The organism is Serratia bockelmannii, assembly GCF_051803255.1.
In the GTDB taxonomy this organism is placed as follows: domain Bacteria; phylum Pseudomonadota; class Gammaproteobacteria; order Enterobacterales; family Enterobacteriaceae; genus Serratia; species Serratia bockelmannii.
Window position 1 is genome coordinate 2027402 of record NZ_CP196512.1, and the last position, 18356, is coordinate 2045757.

16 protein-coding genes are annotated in these 18356 nt (G+C 56.9%); 8 read left to right on the top strand and 8 right to left on the bottom strand.

What is annotated here, in order from left to right; translation table 11 throughout:
- Window positions 1-121 precede the first annotated feature (121 nt).
- Genes ebgA through ACSJLU_RS09780 form a run of 3 tightly spaced genes read left to right on the top strand, consistent with a single transcriptional unit; the run spans window position 122 to window position 5221 of the window.
- Window positions 122-3211: a beta-galactosidase subunit alpha gene (gene ebgA, locus ACSJLU_RS09770; protein WP_273830765.1), complete on the top strand. Its 3090-nt coding sequence runs from the start codon at window positions 122-124 to the stop codon at window positions 3209-3211.
- Window positions 3208-3660 carry a beta-galactosidase subunit beta gene (locus ACSJLU_RS09775; protein WP_049204168.1) on the top strand — a complete coding sequence of 151 codons (453 nt, stop codon included), beginning with the start codon at window positions 3208-3210 and terminating at the stop codon, window positions 3658-3660. Before ebgA ends, ACSJLU_RS09775 begins: the two co-directional genes overlap by 4 nt.
- A gap of 58 nt (window positions 3661-3718) precedes the next feature.
- On the top strand, window positions 3719-5221 hold the full coding sequence (locus ACSJLU_RS09780) for an amino acid permease (RefSeq protein WP_049204167.1): 1503 nt from the start codon (window positions 3719-3721) through the stop codon (window positions 5219-5221).
- 259 nt (window positions 5222-5480) lie between these two features.
- On the opposite strand, the gene ACSJLU_RS09785 is transcribed toward ACSJLU_RS09780, so the two are convergent.
- Together ACSJLU_RS09785 and ACSJLU_RS09790 are read right to left on the bottom strand one after the other, a co-directional pair.
- Entirely contained in the window at window positions 5481-5975 is a 495-nt protein-coding gene (locus ACSJLU_RS09785; RefSeq protein WP_197828336.1) for a hypothetical protein, read from the bottom strand.
- 79 nt (window positions 5976-6054) lie between these two features.
- Entirely contained in the window at window positions 6055-6666 is a 612-nt protein-coding gene (locus ACSJLU_RS09790; RefSeq protein ID WP_273830764.1) for a hypothetical protein, read from the bottom strand.
- Between the two features lie 527 nt (window positions 6667-7193).
- Here ACSJLU_RS09790 and ACSJLU_RS09795 point away from each other — a divergent pair.
- The 4 genes from ACSJLU_RS09795 (at window position 7194) to ACSJLU_RS09810 (ending at window position 10347) form a co-directional block, all read left to right on the top strand.
- Window positions 7194-7508: a metalloregulator ArsR/SmtB family transcription factor gene (locus ACSJLU_RS09795; RefSeq protein WP_197828340.1), complete on the top strand. Its 315-nt coding sequence runs from the start codon at window positions 7194-7196 to the stop codon at window positions 7506-7508.
- Window positions 7505-7834, top strand: coding sequence for an SRPBCC domain-containing protein (locus ACSJLU_RS09800; protein WP_197828341.1), 330 nt, complete (start codon window positions 7505-7507; stop codon window positions 7832-7834). The genes ACSJLU_RS09795 and ACSJLU_RS09800 overlap by 4 nt, the downstream gene beginning before the upstream one ends.
- Window positions 7835-7879: 45 nt before the next feature.
- Window positions 7880-8473, top strand: coding sequence for an ATP-dependent Clp protease proteolytic subunit (locus ACSJLU_RS09805; RefSeq protein ID WP_197828342.1), 594 nt, complete (start codon window positions 7880-7882; stop codon window positions 8471-8473).
- 608 nt (window positions 8474-9081) lie between these two features.
- A complete protein-coding gene (locus ACSJLU_RS09810) occupies window positions 9082-10347 on the top strand; it encodes an MFS transporter (protein WP_342096578.1) in 1266 nt (421 codons plus the stop codon).
- A gap of 24 nt (window positions 10348-10371) precedes the next feature.
- Here ACSJLU_RS09810 and ACSJLU_RS09815 read toward each other — a convergent pair whose 3' ends face one another.
- The 6 genes from ACSJLU_RS09815 to ACSJLU_RS09840 are packed head-to-tail and all read right to left on the bottom strand — an operon-like array spanning window position 10372 to window position 17299.
- Window positions 10372-11238 carry a hypothetical protein gene (locus ACSJLU_RS09815; RefSeq protein ID WP_089180793.1) on the bottom strand — a complete coding sequence of 289 codons (867 nt, stop codon included), beginning with the start codon at window positions 11236-11238 and terminating at the stop codon, window positions 10372-10374.
- Between the two features lie 45 nt (window positions 11239-11283).
- On the bottom strand, window positions 11284-12033 hold the full coding sequence (locus ACSJLU_RS09820) for a fimbrial biogenesis chaperone (protein ID WP_049204155.1): 750 nt from the start codon (window positions 12031-12033) through the stop codon (window positions 11284-11286).
- Complete coding sequence (locus tag ACSJLU_RS09825; protein ID WP_193402502.1) at window positions 12033-13373, bottom strand: fimbrial protein; 1341 nt, start codon at window positions 13371-13373, stop codon at window positions 12033-12035. The genes ACSJLU_RS09820 and ACSJLU_RS09825 overlap by 1 nt, the downstream gene beginning before the upstream one ends.
- Before the next feature lie 28 nt (window positions 13374-13401).
- Window positions 13402-15933, bottom strand: coding sequence for a fimbria/pilus outer membrane usher protein (locus ACSJLU_RS09830; RefSeq protein ID WP_193402501.1), 2532 nt, complete (start codon window positions 15931-15933; stop codon window positions 13402-13404).
- Between the two features lie 20 nt (window positions 15934-15953).
- Window positions 15954-16706 carry a fimbrial biogenesis chaperone gene (locus ACSJLU_RS09835; protein WP_439041077.1) on the bottom strand — a complete coding sequence of 251 codons (753 nt, stop codon included), beginning with the start codon at window positions 16704-16706 and terminating at the stop codon, window positions 15954-15956.
- Between the two features lie 59 nt (window positions 16707-16765).
- Window positions 16766-17299, bottom strand: a complete 534-nt coding sequence (locus ACSJLU_RS09840; RefSeq protein ID WP_033640638.1) for a fimbrial protein — start codon at window positions 17297-17299, stop codon at window positions 16766-16768.
- Window positions 17300-17674: 375 nt separating this feature from the next.
- On the opposite strand from ACSJLU_RS09840, the gene ACSJLU_RS09845 reads away from it, so the two are divergent.
- A complete protein-coding gene (locus ACSJLU_RS09845; RefSeq protein ID WP_227255572.1) occupies window positions 17675-18355 on the top strand; it encodes a helix-turn-helix domain-containing protein in 681 nt (226 codons plus the stop codon).
- Window position 18356: the final 1 nt, after the last annotated feature.

Sequence of the window (18356 nt, forward strand, 5' to 3'; positions counted from 1 at the left end):
ATGATAAAAAAAGATATTTGAGATTTATTGTGATCCTGTCGTCATTTGGTAAATATCAACTGTAGTTTTTACTAAATATTTACTATCGTTTCCGCATTGCACAGGTGTCGGGAGACGTGACGTGAATAATTGGGAAAACATTGAAAAACAGTCTGAGCACCGGTTGCCGCCGCGCGCGAGCTTCTTCAGCTATGCGGACGCCGGGCAGGCGCTGAGCTTCGATCGCAACGCCAGCCGACGCTTCCAGCTGCTGAGCGGCCGCTGGCGCTTTCGCTTCTTCGAGCACCCGGCGCAGGTGCCGGCGGCGTTTTACCGTGAGCCGATGAGCGACTGGGGCGATATGGCGGTGCCGGGCATGTGGCAGTTGGAAGGGCATGGCCACCTGCAGTACACCGACGAGGGTTTCCCGTTCCCGATCGACGTGCCTTACGTGCCGACCAATAACCCCACCGGTGCCTATCAGCGCCACTTTACGCTCGACGCCGGCTGGCAAGATCAGCAAGTGCTGATCAAATTCGACGGCGTGGAAACCTACTTCGAGGTGTACGTCAACGGCAACTATGTCGGCTTCAGCAAGGGCAGCCGGCTGTGCGCCGAGTTCGATATCAGCCCCTATGTGCGGCAGGGCGAGAACCTGCTGTCGGTGCGGGTGATGCAATGGGCCGACTCCACCTATATCGAAGATCAGGACATGTGGTGGATGGCCGGCATCTTCCGCGACGTCTATCTGATTGGCCAGAGCGCCACCCACATTCACGACCTGACGCTGGTCACCACCTTCGATGAACGCTACTGCGATGCGCTGTTGGCGATCGACGCCGAACTGCATCATCTCGGATCGCAGGTCGCCGAGGGCTGCCGCCTGCAGGCGCAGCTGTTCGACGGCGATCGCTGCGTGGCGGAGCAGTGGCGCGACGATCTGCGCATCGAGCAGGCGTTGAACTGCCGTTTCGAGCTGCCGGTCAGCCGCCCGCAGCAGTGGAATGCGGAGAATCCCTATCTGTATCAACTGCTGCTCAGCCTGTATGACGGCGTCGGCAACCTGCTGGGCGTGGTGCCGCAGCGGGTGGGCTTCCGCGAGATCGCGGTGCGCGACGGGCTGATGTACGTCAACGGCCGCTACTTCAAACTGCACGGCGTAAACCGCCACGATCACGATCACCTTAAAGGGCGCGCCGTCGATATGGCGCGAGTGGAGCGCGATATCGTGCTGATGAAGCAGCACAACATCAACTCGGTGCGCACCGCCCATTACCCCAACGATCCGCGCTTTTACGAGCTGTGCGATCTCTATGGCCTGTTCGTGATGGCGGAGACCGATCTGGAGAGCCATGGCTTCGCCAACGTCGGCGATCTCAGCCGCATCACCGACGATCCGCGTTGGGAACATGCCTACGTCGAGCGCATCGAGCGCCACGTGGCGGCGCAGAAAAACCACCCGTCGATCATCATCTGGTCATTGGGCAACGAGTCCGGCTACGGCTGCAACATTCGCGCCATGGCCCGGCGCTGCAAGGCGCTCGATCCGACCCGTCTGGTCCACTATGAAGAAGATCGCGACGCCGAAGTGACCGATGTGATCAGCACCATGTATTCCCGCGTGGCGATGATGAACGCCTTCGGCGAATACCCGCACCCCAAACCACGCATCCTGTGCGAATACGCCCATGCCATGGGCAATGGCCCCGGCGGGTTGTTCGAATACCAGTCGGTGTTCAACCGCCACGCCAGTTTGCAGGGGCACTACATCTGGGAGTGGTGCGATCATGGCCTGCTGAGCCACGACGAGCAGGGACGCGAGCGCTACCAGTACGGCGGCGATTACGGCGACTACCCGAACAACTACAACTTCTGCATGGACGGCTTGATCTACCCGGATCAGCGCCCCGGCCCCGGCCTGCGTGAATACCAGCAGGTGCTGTGCCCGGTGGAGGTGACGGCGGAAGAGGGGGCAGGTGACGTGCTGCGGGTGAGAAACCGCTATTGGTTCAGCTCGCTGGCGGACATCACGCTGAAGGTCAGCGTCAAGACCGACGGCCGCCAGGTGGCAAGTTACGAATTCAAGCTGCCGCATCTGCAGCCGGGCGAGAGCGAAGACATGCACCTGCCGGTGTTGGCGCTGGGGCAAGGGGAAACGCTGGTCGACGTGGCGGTGTATAAGGACAGCGCCACCCGTTACAGCGAGAGCGGCCAGCGGCTGGGGCATTATCAGCATCTGCGCCAGACGGCGACGCGGCTGCCGGCTCCACCGTTGGCCGATGCGCCGACGCTGCAATGCCGCGAGGAGAATCATCAGCTGATCGTCAGCGGCAGCCGGTTCCAGCTGGCGTTCTCGCTGCTGAGCGGCGAACTGCTTTCGTGGCGGGTAGACGGTGAAGAGGTGGTGGGGCGCGCGCCGCGCATCACCTTCTTCAAACCGGTGATCGATAACCATAAACAGGAATATGAGGGAATTTGGCTACCGCATCATTTCCCCATCATGCAGCAGCACTTCCGCCGCCTTAGCCGGCAATGGCAGGGCGAAGATCTGCTGCTCGAGGTGCACAGCCTGATTGCGCCGCCGGTATTCGACTTCGGCATGCGCTGCACCTACCGTTGGCGCATCTCCCCGCAGGGCTACGTCAGCCTGGATCTGGCCGGTGAGCCTTACGGCGATTTCCGGCAGATTATCCCGAAAATCGGTCTCGATTTCGGCATCAGCCGCCGCTTCGAGCAGGTGGAATACTACGGCCGTGGACCGGGCGAGAACTACCGCGACAGCTGCCGGACCAACCTTATCGGTCACTACCGGCAGCGCGCCGACGCGCTGTTCGAACACTATCCGTTCCCGCAGGACAACGGCAATCGGCAGGACGTGCGCTGGCTGAGCCTGCAGGACGCGGCGGGTAAGGGGATCTTCATCCAGCCGCGGCGGCCGATCAATTTCAGCCTGTGGCCTTACAGCGCCGAGAGGCTGCACCAGGCCCAACACATCAACGAGCTGGAACCGAGCGACTGCCTGACGCTGAACCTGGACGACCAGATCCTCGGCCTTGGCTCCAACTCCTGGGGCTCCGAAGTGCTGGATACCCACCGGGTTTATCTGGCGCCGTTCAGCTACGGCTTCACGCTGGTGCCGTTCGACGGTCGGCAAACGCAGGGCGCCATGCTCGCCGGTTATGACTTCACGCCCGCTCATCACCACCCGCAGTCTGCGGAGGAAAACGCATGATCATTCTCGAATCCCTGGTGGAATTTCAGCGCATTTATCACAGCGGCAAGAAGTGGCTGCGCTGCATGGAGGCGATCGCCAATGTCGATCGCATCAGTCCGAACATATGCCATTCGATCGGCGACTCGCTGACGTATCGGCTGAGCGTCGGCGCCGGCCGGCAGCACGGCTGGCTGGAGGGCAACCGCCGTTACTTCGACGTGCACTATTACCTCGACGGGGAAGAGACCGTCGAGGTCGCCGACAAGCGGGAGCTGACGACGGTGGCGCCCTATCAGGACGAAACCGACCGCGAGTTTTTCAGCGGCGAAGGCGAGCGGCGCCGGGTCGGTAAAGGCAACGTGGTGATTTTCGAAAACCACCAGGCTCACCGCTTCACAGAAAGCGGCAAGATAAAAAAAGTCATTTTAAAAGTGACGGTGGAAGACAGCTATTTCGTCAATAAATAGCGCGCCCGCCGAACAATAACAACAAACCGAAGTCCCCTACACCATTCGGAGAATCTCTATGGCTGCGTCGAACAGAAACACCATCGGCAAGTTTGGCCTGCTGTCGATGACGTTTGCGGCAGTGTTCAGTTTCAACAACGTGATTAACAACAATATTCAGCTCGGGGTCGCCTCGTCGCCGGTGTTCCTGGTGGCGACGATCATTTACTTCATTCCCTTTTGCCTGATCATCGCCGAATTCGTCTCGCTCAACCGCAATTCCGAGGCCGGCGTCTATGCCTGGGTGAAAAGCGCGCTCGGCGGGCGCTGGGCGTTTATCACCGCCTACACCTATTGGTTCGTGAACCTGTTCTTTTTCACCGCGCTGCTGCCGCGCGTCATCGCTTACGCCTCTTACGCGTTTTTAGGCTATGACTACGTATTTACGCCGCTGACCACGGCGATCATCAGCATCTTCCTGTTCGCCTTCTCGACCTACATCTCTAACAGCGGCGCAAAACTGCTGGGGCCGATGACCTCGGTGACCTCGTCGCTGATGCTGCTGCTGACGTTTTCCTACATCATCTTGGCGGGCGCGGCGGTGCTGGGCGGCATTGAGCCGGCCGATCCGATCAACGTGCAGGCGATGACCCCGAACTTCAACTGGGCGTTCCTCGGCATTACCGCCTGGATCTTCCAGGCGGCGGGTGGGGCGGAGTCCGTGGCGGTGTACGTGAACGATGTGAAAGGCGGCAGCCGCGCCTTCGTGAAGGTGATCATCGTTTCCGGGCTGTTCATCGGCGTGCTGTATTCGGTGTCTTCGCTGCTGATCAACGTATTCGTCCATCGCACCGACCTGCACTTTACCGGCGGTACGGTACAGGTGTTCGAAGGCCTGTCGGCGCACTTCGGCCTGCCGACGGTGCTGATGAACCGCTTTGTCGGCATTGTTTCCTTCACCGCCATGTTCGGTTCGCTGTTGATGTGGACGGCGGCGCCGGTGAAGATTTTCTTCACCGAAATCCCGAAGGGCATTTTCGGCGAAAAAACCATTCGCCTGAACCGGCACGGCGTGCCGACGCGCGCGGCCTGGATCCAGTTCTTCATCGTTATCCCGCTGATGCTGATCCCGACGTTGGGTTCCAGCAGCGTGCAGGATTTGATGAACACGCTGATCAACATGACCGCCGCCGCCTCGATGTTGCCGCCGCTGTTCATCATGCTGGCCTACCTGAATCTGCGGCTGAAGTACGACCGGGTAGCGCGCGATTTCAAAATGGGCTCGCGCCTGCAGGGCATCGCCATCGTCAGCGTGCTGATCGCCATCTTCACCGTCGGTTTCTTCGCCTCGACGTTCCCGACCGGCGCCAGCATCATGACCATCGTGTTCTATAACGTCGGCGGGTTGGTGGTGTTTCTGGGCTACGCCTGGTGGAAGTACAATCGCTACTCGAAGACCCTGAACGCCGAGGCGCGCTACCACGAAGACATGCCGCTGGCGCGCCTCGCGCTGGAAGCGCAGGAAGGGGCGCCGGCCGGGCAACCCACGTTGACCACGCCCGCTTGCAATAAGCCGCTGTAATCTCTCCTCTATCGGCTCCGCGTTCCGGCGCGGAGTCTCGTTTCACGGAAAAAATTCCTGCCCCGGCGCTTGCATAATACATAAGTGAATACTAATGTGTTTGTATGAACGAAAATGACATCTTCAAAGGACGGGGTTGATGATGTTTTTTTTGCGGATATTCTCAATATTAGGCTGTGCGAAATAATTTAAAATTTAGCGGCTGAGATATTACTCCTCGGTGAATTTACAAGGTGGCATTTTATTGACTGCACATCAATTAATCTCTTATTTCTTCTAGTGCATCGTTGGAAACCTTTATGTACATATTATAGCTTGAGATCAATGATTTGTTATAATTCGATATATCTTCTTTCTCAACTTCATATAAGTATTTGGCTTTCTTGGCATCTTTTTGAAATCTTTTCTGTGCCGAGTACATAATAATAATGGCCTCTGATTCATTTTTTTTCAATATATCTATATTTTGAATGGATGCCTTGAATATATCATCACTTAAAGAATCATAGCTATCAATAATAATACTATTGACTTTGAAATTGGCTAGACTTTTTTTGTTAATAGTCACGCTTTCGATATGCTCTTCTATCGCAGAAAATGATATCATATTAATCTTTATTTCGTTTTCTATTGCTGACTTTATTTCTCTTTTTCGTGAGTGCTCTTTATAGAAATCATAAATAATATTGGCTGAGAATAATAACATGGCACCGATTATAGATAATGACTGAATTTTAATGCGTCTTTTTTTCATAAAACAATACATTTCTTAACTCTATGATTTTTAAGTTCATCTATCAATGAAATGTTAGGGGAGTATATTGTGAATTTTGTTAATCATCATCTTCTAAATTTTTTCTAACATGTGGTGGGAGATGGTCAATCCACTCAATATGATTTGTTTTTTTGTTATAATGCACCAAAATTATTTTGGTGTCGAATGCTCCCAATGTTTTATAGCCAATATCATTTTCGGTGATTACACCTAAATGGAAGTCATTCAGAAAATCAAAGAAACTGCGTATTATTCTATCATAATCGATATCAGCGGAATATTTAGGGATTAAAAGTTTAAACTGACGTCCATGGGTAGCTTCTGCACTAATGGATAATGCTCGGGAAAAAGGGTTGTCTGTAATTTTCTTTTTGCCAGCAACATAAATGACAGGTTCTATTCTGGGTTTCTTCATTGTGTTAGCCGTTAGGTCTGAAATTTTATTTTTCACTAACTGATATAAATCTTTGCCAACTTCATTAAAGAAGCCAGATGTTACATATGCAACTATAGTTGTTGGTAGCAACCATTCTATAGCTGCATATGCTCCAAGGTCGGGTTTTTCCTTAATAACGACATTTACTCCACTCATTCTTAGTTCAATGGCCATGTTATCAAGAGCTTCATCTTTATAGCTTGCAGAATGTATCAATGTTATTCCGTTTATCATTGCGAACCTCACTCTGTCAATGTTTGTTGGAAATTTGAATGATATATTGAGGGGAATATAATCTCTTTGTTTGTTGTTGTCATCAATTATTACTGCATTTCATTTGTTTATTTAAAAATAATTTAATGTCACATAATTTCAATTGATTTTATTTTGGTTTAAATAAATATAATGAATATATAAGTAGATTCGATTTAACCATACAAGTAGATCTTTATTAAGTACTTATGAATAAATTTTTGAGTTGATTTCCTCCCTGAAAACAGTACCAGTCTAAACTGAAGTATCCGGTCGTTCTCCCCTCTCACAGCGTGGCGCGCTACCACGAAGACATGCCGCTGGCGCGCCTCGCGCTGGAAGCGCAGGAAGGGGCGTCGGCCGGGCAACCCACGTTGACCACGCCCGCTTGCAATAAGCCGCTGTAATCTCTCCTCTATCGGCTCCGCGCTCCGGCGCGGAGTCTCGTTTCGCGTAAAAAATCCACGTCTGCGTTTGCATAATACATAAGTGAATACTAATGTATTTATATGAACGAAAATGACATCTTCAAGGCGTTGGCCGATCCGACCCGCCGCACTATCTTCGACAAACTCGCCACCGGCAGCATGAATGCCAGCGCGCTGCGCGAAGGGCTGCCCATTAGCCAGTCGGCGATGTCGCAACACCTGGCGGTGCTGCGCAATGCCGGGCTGGTGCGTGAGGCGAAGCAGGGGCGCTGCGTCAATTATCAGGTCGACCCGGACGGGCTGACGCAGATCGCCCAGTGGCTGGCGAAGTACCGCGCCTATTGGCCGGCGCGCATCGACGCGCTGCAAATCTTGCTGAAGGATATGGATCAATGAATGAACGGGTTGAGCCGCCGCCGCGCGATCGGCTGGTATTGGAGTATGCGCTCGAGGCGCCGCCGGAAAAAGTGTGGCGGGCGCTCAGTATTCCCGAACTGCGCGAGCAGTGGCTGCCGCCGGGGGATCTGGCGCAGGCCGAGCCGTTGGCCACCACGCCGGGCGAAGCAGTGAGCTATCGCCTGCGCGACGACCAGCCGCCGTTTCTCGAAAGCGTCGTCACCCTGCAGATCGTGCCGGATGCCGGCGGCGGCAGCCTGTTGCGGGTGATCCACCGGCTCGACGCCGTCAACGACGGCCCGACGATGATGATGCGCGCCGCCTGACGCGTTAAACACATTTCTCTTTGTTGCCAACCCAGGAGTTCACCGATGCGTGAGAAGATGATGCTCGTCCCGATGGTGGTGGAGCAGACCAGCCGGGGAGAACGTTCCTTTGATATTTATTCGCGCCTGCTGCGCGACCGGATCGTGTTCCTTAACGGTGAGGTCAATGACGACGTGGCCGAAATGCTGTGTGCCCAGTTGCTGTTTCTGGAGGCGGAAAACCCGGAAAAACCGATCCATCTGTACATCAACTCGCCGGGTGGGGCGATCACCAGCGGGCTGGCGATTTACGACACCATGCAGTATATCCGCGCGCCGGTGCATACGCTGTGCATGGGCACCGCGCGTTCGATGGGCTCATTCCTGCTGATGGCCGGCGAACCGGGGCACCGCATGGCGCTGCCCAACGCCAGCCTGCACGTGCACCAGCCGCTGGGCGGCTTTCAGGGGCAGGCGTCCGACATCTTGATCCACGCCGAAGAAATGAAGCGCACCAAAGTGCGGGTGATCCGGCTGTATGCCCAACATTGCGGCCTGAACGAAGAGGAAGTGGAGCGGGTGTTGGATCGCGATCGCTTCATGACCGCCGACGAAGCGGCGGCCTGGGGATTGATCGATCGGGTATTGCGGGAAAGGTAAACATTGGTGGCCGATTATTGATTCCTGTCGGCCTTTCCTCAGGATATCCGCAGTCGTGTTAATGAAATAAATAATAAAAATGAGCATATCTTATTTGGCGTTATTTAATATTTAACTTGCTTGCTAACTATCTATTTGATTAGTTACCCCTCTGCCAAGCCACGCTATTCATCTTTATCGTGACTGATGAACAGCGTGGCAGGTTTCTTCTTTGTATATTTTTACCTATGTTTTTCTTTGTATTTATAACGTCGGTGTATGTATTTTTATTTTTCAGCATCAGTTCCGACCACAAGTTTTGGAAAATAATCTTGCCATTGGCTTGTCTATACAACTATATCTATGGCTGAGAAATGACAAAGCTAGACTTTCCGCCATTATGTCATCGTTCTGATATCAGTAACGTCTGGCGGCGGTTACCAGCCGTTCAGACATTTTCAGGTCATTCTCATACGGTGTCGTTTTTCGGAATAATGTAATTGGAAATGGCTTGAAACTAGTCTGGGTGCGGCATGTTATGACACACATTTTAAAGAAGGCTGTGCGGAGCCCGATTTTCTAAGCTCGAGCCTTGGCGAACAATGTGTTAATTGTGATGGGAATTCATAATGAAAAAGATAAGGCAGTTTCGCGGTTGGTACATGGTCGGTGCCGTTCATCTTTTGCTGGCGGTTATTTTTGGCGCTGCTTACTCATTCGGGGCATTTTTTACTGCATTACAGGCGAATTTTGACGCGGGGAGTTTTTCTACCGCCTCAATATTCTCGTTGACGGCGTTAATTTACTACATCGTAGGCGTATTTTCCGGTGCCTGGAGCGATCGTACTTCGGTAAGGACGGTAACCGGCATCGGTATTTTACTGCTTTCTCTGGGCTTTTTGGGCAGTAGCCTGCTGGCGTCGACACTGACGGCGTTTTTGTTCACGTTTTGCCTGTTGGTTGGGGGCGGCGTCGGGTTGGTTTACGTGCCGGCTGTTTCAACCATTCAACGCTGGTTCGTCGTTCATCGAAGTTCGGCTTCCGGCTTAGCGCTGGCCGGCACCGGTTTGGGAACGCTGGTGGGGCCGATGGTGGCTGGTGGGTTGATGCAGCATTTGTCCTGGCAAAGTACCCTACAAGTTTACGCCGCCGCTATCGCTGTGCTGGGGTTATCTGCCGCCTTCGTCTTGCGAGGCAGGCCAGAGGACGTGGGAGAATATCCCGATGGGCTTGGTCCCGTTGAGGTGACATTAATACCGGGTTTCGCGTTTAACGGGGGCGTTACGTTGCGAGAAGCGGCGAGACAAGCCCAGTTTTGGTGGTTTTTTATCGCGATATTTTTCGGCTCTATCGGACTGTTCCTGGCGTTGGTTCATATTAATCCTTATGCACAACAACAGGGGCTAAATGCAACGCAGGCCAATCTGCTCATCGGTTTGATCGGCATGGGCAATATCGGCGGCCGCCTAGTTTTGGGGCGGATAGGCGACCGTATGGGCGCGCGGCGTTTTTTGGTTATCGTTACGTTGAGTTTGGCCCTGTTATGCGGCTTTTGGAGTGTGGCGCACAGCTTTACCGCGCTGGCGATTTTCGCGCTGTTATTCGGCGCGGCCAACGGCGGCTGTATTGCGCTGTATCCGGCAGTGGCCAGTACATGGTTCGGCACTGCTAATCTGGGCGCCATTCTGGGGGCGTTGTATCTCGCCGTGGGGATCGCCGCCGTTGGCGGGGGCAGCGCCGCCGGTTGGCTGTATGACCTGTATCAGAGTTACACGTTGTCTATTGCGTTGGCCGGCATTGCGGCAGTGTTATCCGCCGGGAGTGTCGCCTTGGCCGCCACCTACGGGACGCTTCATGACCGCCGACGAAGCGGCGGCCTGGGGCTTGATCGATAAGGTGCCACGAGCGCGGTGAACGGCTCAACTATGCTCGGTCGCTCGTTGCGTTTGCCAAACCCATTCAAGCCCGCATTCGACCATCGCGAAATAGAGGCTGAAGTAGCGCTCCGCCATGATAAAGAACGAGCTGTTGAGTTCGATCACCACGTTATTGGTGGTGGTCAGCAGGCCGGATTTTTCCGCCGCCTGCAGAATGCGATTCACGTGCGCGCGTGAGACGGAGCACGACTTGGCGATTTTCGCCGAGGAGAGCAGCAGAAAGGGGGAGTCCTGCCGGATGCTTTCGATATGCAGCATCAGCAGCACCATGTGGCCGGCGTCCTTGCTGATAAACAGTCCGGATTGCGGCACCAGATCGATCAGGTAGATCTCCTTGAGCATCAGCTGCCCGTAGGCGGCGAAAAAGGTGGGCAGAAAGTCGGGCGCCGCCAGCAGCGTCGCGATGGGCATCTGTGGCGCCAGCGCCTGATAGGGCAACGCCATTGAGGCGATCAGCGCCTGGGTTTCCGCCAGCGCGTGCGGCGTAGGTTTATAGCGCAGCTGGCGTTTGTCATGTTCGCAGGGTTTGACCTCCAGTCTACGGCCGACCCGCAAAAAAAACAGAAAGGAGTCCAGGGAGTTCTCGCTGATCAAATTTTTCCCTTTAAAAAAGGCTTTGATGTCTTTCAGCCCGGCGGCGGGCTGGTGGTAATAAATGGACAGGATAGTGGAGCAAATGATGAACCGGCTGTTCCTGAAGATGATTTTATAAAACAGCGGATGTTTCTTGTAGGTCTCTTTTAATAACTCCCCGTGTTTGACGATGGCGGCGTGAAACGCCGGTGTTTGCCTGATGATGTTGGCCTGTTTCTCCAGGTGAAACTGTAGCTGGAATCTGCTTAGACTCATTTTCCCTATTTCCTGTACTTAAAAAAAATGTGCTGCTTTTTATCGTTATGGATTTGCTGTGTATGACTTGACGATCTGTTGGCCTTGGTCGTTGATGAGGGTGGCCTGAACGGTGATCTGAGAGGGGAGCCCCGACGCCGCAACGCCGTCGAGGTGATAATCCCGCGTGCTGAATGGCGCGGTCATCATGTCGCTTTCTTGCCGCACCGGGGCATCGCGCCTGTCGGTTTGCACGGCGATGCGAGCGAAGGAGAGATAAAACGCCGACCGGTTGTGACAGCGCAGCAGATAGCCACGCGGTGATTTTTGCAGCGTGAACGAAACGGCCTCGGCCGCGTTGTCGGCGTTTCCCTTCAGCGCTCTGGGGCGGTAGAAGATTTTCATCTGCGTGTTCATCGCCATCGTCACGCGCGACGCCTGCGGCGGCGTGATCGGCCGGCTGGGCGGGATCTCATACAGGTTAAGCCAGAACACCGACTCCCTGTCGGTGGGCAGGCTCGCGCCGGCAAACAGGATCCGCAGCCCTTTCAGCGCGGAAGGCGGCAGGGCGAATACGCTGGGCAGGGTGACAAACGGCGCACGGGACAGTTCGGGGGCGGCGTTGACGTCGCCGTTATCGACCCAGGTTTGCGCTACGATCGGATAGCCGTTGGTGTTGAGCAGCATCAGGGTTTTTTCCGTCTCGCCCTCGTGAAAGATCACCCGCGTGGCGGAGGCGATGATGCCCGCCTGCGCGCCCATGGTCGCCAGCGTCAGCAACAGGGCGCATCCCATCGTCAGATATTTCTTTCTCATCATTGCACCTTAACCCAGACGTAGGCCCTGGCGTCCACTTTGCCCGCGGTGACGGTCTGCCCGGGCAGCCGGGCGAGCGTGGCAGTGAGTTGGGTGGTGTAGTGGGTAAACCCCGCCGCGGTGCTGCCCCCGCCGCTGGCGCCGTTAAGCACTGGGTACCAGCCGGCGTCGTTGCCCTGCGGGCATTGCCCGGCGCTGCAGCGCGCCCAGCCGACGAAGTTCATCGGCGCGCCGTTGCCGGCGTTGGCGAGCGCGATACCCACGCCGGTGGCGACGCTGCTGTCGGTGCCGTAGCCGCTGGAGAGCAGGTAGCTCACGCCGCCGTTGGCACTGACCAGCCCGAGTTGCTGCGCCGCGACATAGCTTTCATACGGCACCTGCAGGCCGAGGGCGGTATTGTTGCTGCTGACGCCGGACACGGCGGCGTTGTCACATTCGATATTGAGGGTGAACTGCGCCTGTGAGGTTTGCCCGGCGGTCAGCTGGCTGACGGAGAGGGTCGGCAGGATCACCAGCGGCGTGACGTTGCGCGCCACGCAGGTGGCGGTATAGGTCAATGAGGAGATCGGTGCGGTGCCCATGCCCATCGCGTTCCAGCGCCCGGTGCCCCAGGTGGCGTAGTTGGTGGCGGAGTCGCTGCCGATAGGATCCGAGGCGATGCCGGGCCCCTGAAAGGTGACATAGCCGTTCGGCTGCGTGCAGGTATAGTTCGAATTGCCGGTGGTCGATGCCATGCCCACTAGCGGGTTGCCGGCGCTGTAGCCACAGTAGTTGCTGGCGCCCGCACCCGGCAGCGAACTGATGCGGATCAGGTCGGCACGGATGGCGCTGAAGTCTTTCACCCGGATCTGAATTTTGCTGCCGACGGTGGCGTAGCGGGTAATCGGCGCCGACTGCCAGTAGCGGGTAAAAACCTTGCCGGAATCCAGGTGGGTCAGACGGATGCCGACATAGGGGAAATAGGTGGCGTAGTAGTTGGGGTTGCCGTCCTGGGCCCCCAGATCGTAATAGCCGCCGACGCGATCGTCACCGTTGGTAGCGAAGACTTCATAGATCTGCCCCGCATCGCTAGCGTCGCATTCATACAACACCTTGTTGGGATCGGGATAGCGCGTGCCGGACGTAAGATCGAACACGCTGGTGCCGAGCGGCGTACCGACGGGCTGCAGGTAAGTGCTGGTCAGATTGACCCGGCCCAGCGCCGTGCCCACCCCGCAGGGATCGCAACCGGAATCGATCCAGGGGGCGACTCGGGTGCATTGGGCCAGCGCGGCGGGCGCGCCGAACAGCGACAGAGCAAGCAGCGCCAGGGCGGCGATCGGGTAAGCAATACGTTTCATCGTCTCTCCTGAGAATAAGTTTAATGGGCTAGCGACATGGGGCGCTGAGCCGCTGAATCGGTCCGTCTTCCCCGGCGGGCAAGCGGTAATGCAGCATGCACTGTTGGCTGGGCGCGTCGCCCCAGTTCAGCGTCAGCACACCGGCATTCCGGTCGCTGCGCAGATACACCTGATTGGCCTGGCCGACCATGCCCACGCTGTTGCCTGCCGCGTCAAGGACGTTGGCGCCCATCGGGATCGGTGCGTTATCGGGCCGCTGCGCGGTGATCAGCAGCGCCTGGCCGCGCACGGTGTTGAAGCGCAGGCGCACCGTGGCGCCGGCGTACGGGGCCACGCGGCGCTGGCCGTCTTCCAGTTCCGCTTTGTCGTTCATGCCCTCGGGGTTCAGCGCGACGGTGTTGTAGTGATAGGGCACTAGCGACGGCGCCAGGGCGTAGCCGAAGCGATCGACACGCGCCCCTTGGCCGTCCATCACCCGTGCGCCGCTGGCGCCGGGCGCCTCGATCAGGGCGAAGGTATCGCCGACATACGGCCCTAATGTCACGCCGCCGCGGTGCGCTACCACGGCGCCCTGCAGCGACAGTGAGCCTTGTCGGTACTGGCGCGCGGTGGAGAACGAGCCGGTGACGTTGGCGTAAGGCAGGCGGGTTTGCAGGTTGCCGCCCCAGATGCTTTGTTGGCGATCGTCATCGGTGGTGAAGTTCAGGCCGTAGCTGACCGGCTGCTCGTCGCCGACGCTGCCCGACAGCGCAGCCTGATAGTTGCCGCCCTGACCCTGGCTGTGGTTGGCCAACAGCGAGACGCTGGGGGCGGATGATGAACGTCCGAGCGGGAAGCTCAGCGACAGGGCGGTGACGGTTTGCGTGTTCTGCGCCAGCGGCGCACTGTAGACGTTGTCCAGCGGCCTGTAGCCGCGGTAGTCGCCGTTGCTGTCGCCCAGGCTGCGGGTGCGCGTGACGGAGAGGTTAAGCGCCACGCCGTTGCCGAAGGTTTTTCCCCAGCCCAGTTGGAGCTGATTGTCGCGGCCGCGCTGATCGCGGTAGTCCTGGGTCGAGCCGGACATCGTCAGGCTGCCGAATGCCCCCATCCCCTGATTGACGGCGACCTCGAAACGCGAACGTTGGCGGTAGGAGTCGGACTGCCAGTTTTGGCCAGTAGTGGCGGCGCGCCGCACGCCGAGCACGTCGCTGAGATCGCGAAAGCCTTCAGTAGAGTAGCGGTAGCCGGCGATGGATAAGGTGGTGTCCGTCGGGCTGAAGGTTCGGCTGTAAGAGAGGTGCAGCATCCAGCCGGAGGCGCCGCCGTCCGGCAGGCTGGCGTGGGAATAGGTGGTATCCATGCCGAAGGCGCCCAGCCAGCTGCTGTACACGCCGCCCAGCATCATCGCCTGGTAGCCGTCCGCCAGCTGGTTGCCGAGGTTGAAGGTCAGGGCGTTGGTCAGGCCGTGCTGCCAGGTCACTTCGCTGAACAGATCGTTGTCGCCGACGTAGCGGGAACGGCCGACGATCGCGGAGTAGCGCGACTGGCCGGGGCGGATGGATTCCGGCACCGCGGCGAACGGCACGGTGAAGGTGCTGACGCTGCCGTCGGCTTCGGTCACCACCACGGTGAGATCGCCGGCGTAGTTGGTGGCGTACAGATCGTTGATGGCGAACGGCCCCGGCGCGACGGTGGTTTCATACAGCGTGCTTTTGCCCTGCAGCACCGTCACGCGCGCATTACTTTTTGCCACGCCGCGCACCACCGGCGCATAGCCACGCTGTGAATCCGGCAGCATGCGATCGTCCGAGCTGAGCTGAATGCCGCGAAAGCCCAGGCCGGAGAAGAAGTGCCCGTCGGTAAACCCTTCGCCCAGCAGCATTTCGCTGCGCCAGGGCAAAATTGCGCGCTGCACGTAGCGGCGGCTGGTGTCCAGGTGGCCGCCGAACTCCCGATCGTAGCGGTAGCTGGACTGCTGGCGGTAGCGCCATAGCCCGAGGTTGAACCCGCCGTTCAGGTTGGCGTAGGTCGAGTCGAGATCGCGGGTTTGCCCCTGTCGGTAGCTGACGTGGTACTGGTTGAGGTTGTAATTGACGAAGGCCATCGATTCGCCGCTGTCCAGGCTGGCGGGATTGACGCTGCCGCGCGGCTGGCCGTTCAACAGCGCCTGCGGAATGCTCAGATCCAGCCGCAGCCGCGAGATATCGGCGTTCACCGTAATGTCCTTCAAATCCCGGCCGGGTAGCAGGCATGCTGTTTGGGGCATCGGCGGATTTTTCAGCCCGAAGCGCGTCAGCTGCGGCCGATCGAAACAGGGCAGTACCTGCTTGCCTTCACGCACGAAGCGAATTTGATCGCGCTCGAGAAACTGGCCGTTGAGGTACAGATCGATCTGATAGCTGCCGGGGGCGACGGCGTCCTGTTGGTTGAACTGGCTCAGGGCGCTGTTGCTTAGCACGCTGCCGCGTAGCAGCGCGGGATCGAAGGTGTAGCCATCGGCGGCGGCGCAGCCCAGCGGCAGCGCCAGCAGCGCGCAATACCAGCGTGCGGGCAGCGGCGTCGCCTTGCGAGCATCGAACATGAAAACCTCCCTGTCTGGTGTCAGTGCGCGACGCTCAGGGTGCGTGTGATTTCCACCCCATAGTCATTGATGACGCGCAGTGCGACCTGCCGCACCTCCCCGTTCACCGGCCAGCTGGCCTGCGAAAACGGCGGGATCAGATCCGCCTGCGGGATCACGGTGCGTTTCGCGCCGCTGAGGATCGCGGCCTGGCTGACGTTGGCGTAGTAGCCGGTCGGGTTGTCGACGTGCAGCGCGTTGCCGGCCTGGCGCAGGCTGAGCCGATCGATAACGTGGTTGGCGTCACCGGCCAGCCCGGCGGGGCGATAGAACACCTTCAGCCGATTGGTGACCACCAGCAGCAGTTTGTTCTTGTCGCTGTCCGTCTGGCGCACCGCGGGCACCTGCAGGAAGTTGAGGTAGAACAGCGATTCGCGATCGCGCGGCAGCGGCTGGCCGACGAACGACAGCCGCACCATCTGCCCGCTGTGCGGATTCATGCGGAAGATTTGCGGCGAGGCGACAAAGGGCGCATCGGCGTTATCCGGCGTGGATTTGGGGTTATTGATGTCGAGCCAGATTTGCATCAGCGCCGGGGTGCCGTCGTCGTTGGTGAACTGCAGCGTTTTTTCCCGTGCCTCGGCGGGGTAGATCACGCGGTTGCCGAGCAGCGTCACGCTGGCCGACGCGTGGGTAGCGGCAAAACTTATCAGGCAAAGCGACAGGGCGGCCCATCGGCGGGCGGAGCGGGTTATCTGCGGCATAAACGTGAACCGATAAAGGGAGCGAGTCATTCAGCGCCGCCCGGCTAAGGGCGGCGCTGGCATCAACAGGTATGGCGCCTGACGCCGGCTTATTTATAGCTAATGGCGAACTGTGCGGTGGCGATCACCGAACCGGCCGCCACACCGGTGTCTTCCGCGTAGTAGCGGGCCACCAGGTTCTGCGAGGTGGAGGTGGCGTCTTTCGCCAGCGTCATCGCAGAGGTAGTGACGGTCGAACCGCTGGCGAACGACAGCGGCGTGGTGGCGTCGCTGTCCAGCAGTTGGATGGACACTTTGGCCGCATCGCCCGCGTTGCCCAGGTTGCCGTTGGTGGTTGGGTTGTTGCCCGCCAGCACGGTTTTGATCGCCGTATCGCTGGTTGCCGCCGCACAGCCGGTCACGTTGACGGTGAAGGTGGTGTCGCCGGCGGTGGCGCCTTTGGCGGCGAGCTTGCTGGCGGCGACGGTCGGCAGCAGAACGACCGGGTTGGATTGGTTGCCGTTAATATTCACCGAACAGGTTTGCGTGCTGACTTCGCCTTTAAATTGCACCGTATTGGACGAAGCGGCCGCACAGGCGCCGGAGAGAGCCAGCATGGATAATGCGACTAATTTAACATTCATGTGAAATGCCCTTTAATTTACTTTGGAGAAAAGCTTTCCTGGCAGTAATAAATTACTGTCGTACGGTTGTTGGTTAATCATGTTGCGCAATTGTTTTTTAAACGCGTCGGCAAACATGGATTTTCATCCTAGCAAACTAAGAATTTTCCCTATAGATGTTTTGAATAAGACAATAAGGCGAGGGTGTTGATTGTTACATTTTCTTTCATTTATGCTTATGTCATGAGAAATAGAAAATAGATCTATATCATTACGTTGCGTTTTTATTGAGTTGTCAGTTTTTGTGAATGAAATAATTTGAAACATTCATGCCTTTTTTGCGTATTAATCAATGCACTGGCTGTTGCGTGATTATTTGAAAAACATGTTATCAAGATGTTCTATATCGGTGTGCTTTGCAGGCGAATTACCCCAAAAAAGAGCAGCGACAAGCCGCCTGAGGTGTGGAAGCATGTTTTCATGCTGATAAGGAGAATTAAAGTGAGAGTGATTTATATCGACGGTTCGTCGTTGTGCCGGTTAGGTATGAAAACATTATTGGGCGGTGGGGTGATAACCTTATCCTCTCCCAATATTAATATTATTAAAAATATAAGCCCGGCGCCTGATTTAATTATCATGGATTTTCCCCATGAAATTTATCGGTTCGAAGCCTATTTGACGTTTATTCACCTTTGCCGCGCTGAATATAAAAATGTCCGGATATTGTTCTTCGTCGATAAGACTTCGCCGCTGATCCTGGCATTTATCGCGGCGGCGCAGCCGGATGCGATTTTGCACAAACGGGAAGCGCTACAGGTGGTGCGAGAGACCTGCGCAACGCTGGCCCGCCAGGAGACGAGCGAACGGCACGTGGTGAACCGCCAGCGGGCGGCGGCGATCACGCCTGGCGAAGCGGCGGTGCTGTGTGAAACCGCCCGCACCGAAGATATCCGCCTGACCGCTCGGCGGCTTAACCTGCACCCGAAAACCGTTTATTCGCACCTCAACAATGCCGGCAAGAAGTTCGGCATCCGCAATCGGGTGGAATTGCTGAAAATGATTGCGCTGCTGTAGA